Source organism: Peribacillus sp. P4_D6 (assembly GCF_056401795.1).
The window spans coordinates 1-1,483 of sequence record NZ_JBFUIQ010000318.1; the positions used below are offsets into that span (position 1 = coordinate 1).

The window sequence follows — 1,483 nt, forward strand, 5'->3', positions numbered from 1 at the left end:
CAGCTGCTTCATGACAATGGCTTTTTCATATTCTGTCCAAAGGCCTTCCATCGTATCAACTGGAGGAGCTAGTTGGCCGGGTGTGTTCCGTATCAAATTCAAGAACTGCTGTTGATATGATGTAGCAATCCTTTGCGCTTCTTCCGTAGTATCGGCTGCAAAAACATTGATACCAACCATGACATAAGGTTTATCTAGAACGTCGGATGGTTGGAAATTATTGCGGTAGCGGGCTAAAGCTGGTTGAGTATTTTCAGGGGAAAAATGGCTTGCAAATGAAAATGGCAATCCCAGCTGTGCTGATAATGCTGCACTGAACCCACTTGAACCAAGCAGCCAAATCGGGATGTCCTGCCCTTCTCCAGGAATGGCGCGAACACGATTATGTTTAGAATCCGCATCTAAATAGCTACGGAGCTGCGCCAATTGTTCAGGAAAATCCTGACCGTTATTACGCACATCACCCCGAAGTGCCATGGCTGTATATTGGTCGCTTCCCGGAGCACGCCCCAGTCCTAAATCTATTCTACCAGGATACATTGCTTCCAATGTTCCAAATTGTTCTGCGATAACGAGCGGTGCATGATTCGGTAGCATTATGCCTCCAGAACCTACCCGAATCCTTTCCGTCCTGCCTGCAACATAGCCTATAAGCACTGACGTTGCAGAGCTTGCAATCCCAGGCATGCTATGATGTTCTGCAACCCAGAAACGGTTGTAATTCCATTGCTCTGCATGTTTAGCTAATTCTACTGTATTTTTAAAAGCTCCCGAAACTGTACCACCTTCAACAATAGAAGCCAGGTCCAGAACGGAAAAAGAAATGTCGCCAAGTTTTTTTGCATATTGATCAGCATTCATATCTTCATCTTCTTTCTTTCAATTATGATAAATCGGACGCAAAGCCATCATATAGAAAATACACAAAAAATGCACATAAAATGCTTAAGGATTAACTGTTAAGAATTTCCCTGGCAATCAATCGAAACGAATTAAGCCGATCCTCCAACTTATGAGTGATGGTTATCAGCATGATTTCATCTGCCTGATATTTCTCCTGAATCGTCATTAGGCGATCCTTAACTTGTGAAGGGGTACCAAGAATCAGTTTTTTATGCAAGGTTTCCATCTGTGTTTTTTCTTTTTCAGTCCATTCATGATTCCTTACCTCTTCTATACTTGGAACTTGCTTTCTTTCCCCATGTCCACTTTGAATTTTCCACAGGGTGTTGCTGAGGGCGATTTCTTTCGCATATTCTTCCGTTTCAGCACAAATGGCCGATACCGTAATAATCGTTTTAGGTGCTTTGAGTAACCCTTTTGTTTGAAAGTGCTCACGGTACTGTTTAAAACTCTGCACGCCATCATTTTCGCTCATGAATTCCCCAAACGCGTATGCAGTTCCATTCTCAGCGGCAAGTTTTGCACTTTTCCCGCTTGTTCCCAATATCCATGGTTCAGGGAATAGCATTGGGATAGGAGC

The 1,483-nt window shown here is 43.3% G+C and carries 2 protein-coding genes; both read right to left on the reverse strand.

The window, feature by feature from the left end:
* On the reverse strand, positions 1–861 hold an 861-nt coding region (locus tag AC1DVB_RS27160; RefSeq protein ID WP_477591935.1), incomplete at its 3' end, for an LLM class flavin-dependent oxidoreductase.
* Positions 862–952: 91 nt separating this feature from the next.
* A partial coding sequence (locus AC1DVB_RS27165) for an LLM class flavin-dependent oxidoreductase (protein WP_477591937.1) occupies positions 953–1,483 on the reverse strand: 531 nt, incomplete at its 5' end.